Origin of the sequence: Novosphingobium sp. BW1 (genome assembly GCF_008107685.1) — a bacterium.
In the GTDB taxonomy this organism is placed as follows: Bacteria; Pseudomonadota; Alphaproteobacteria; order Sphingomonadales; family Sphingomonadaceae; genus Novosphingobium.
Map to the genome: position 1 here is coordinate 1 of NZ_VIRF01000114.1, position 823 is coordinate 823.

2 pseudogenes are annotated in these 823 nt (G+C 61.2%); one reads left to right on the forward strand and one right to left on the reverse strand.

Annotation, left to right across the window (positions count from 1 at the left end):
* Positions 1-131 (forward strand): annotated as a pseudogene (locus tag FMM79_RS20185) (IS630 family transposase); the annotation flags it as partial.
* Here FMM79_RS20185 and FMM79_RS20190 read toward each other — a convergent pair.
* Positions 128-801: pseudogene (locus FMM79_RS20190) on the reverse strand (IS3 family transposase); the annotation flags it as partial. The pseudogenes FMM79_RS20185 and FMM79_RS20190 overlap by 4 nt on opposite strands.
* Positions 802-823: the final 22 nt, after the last annotated feature.

Genomic DNA, 823 nt, shown 5'->3' on the forward strand with positions numbered 1-823 from the left:
TGCAGGCAGCCATCAACCGCTTCATCAAAGAGCACAACGAGGATCCGCGTCCCTTCGTCTGGAAAGCCGACCCCCACGACATCATCGCCGCTGTCAGGCGCGGGCACCAAACGTTGGAATCAATCCAGTAGCTGATATCTGTCGCCCAGACCTGATTGGGCCTCACCATCGGAAGCTTGCGCAGGAGATAGGGGTAGATCTTGTGCCCTGGCGCCGGCCTGGAAGTGCTGGGACGGCGATAGACGGCCTCGATCGCCATCTTCTTCATCAGGCTCGCGACATGGCAGCGGCCGATCGTGATGCCCTCCTGACGAAGAAAGTCGCGCATCATCCGGCTGCCTGCGAACGGAAACTCCAGATGCAGCGCGTCGATGCGACGCATGATCGCAAGATCTTCGGACGAAACCGGCCGCGGCAAATAATAGACACGGCTCCGGCTGATCCCCAGTTCCTTCGCCTGCCGCTTCACGGGAAAGGTGTGCGTTCGATCGATCATCGCCTTGCGCTCGGCAACAGACCTGCCTTGCCGAGCGCGCCTTCCAAAAAATCATTGGCCAACGTCAGCTCGCCGATCTTGGCGTGAAGCGTCTTCACGTCGACGGCCGGTTCGTCAGATGCCTTCTCCGAGCCGAACACGCCCGCCGCCCCTTCGAGCAACTGCGTGCGCCACGTCGTGATCTGGTTGGGATGCAGATCATAGTCGTGCGCCAGCTCTGCCAGCGTCTTCTCACCCTTGATCGCGGCAAGCGCCACCTTCGCCTTGAATGCCGGGCTGTGGTTGCGCCGGGGTCGTCTGCTCATTCTCTGCTCCTGTCTCGCAGCC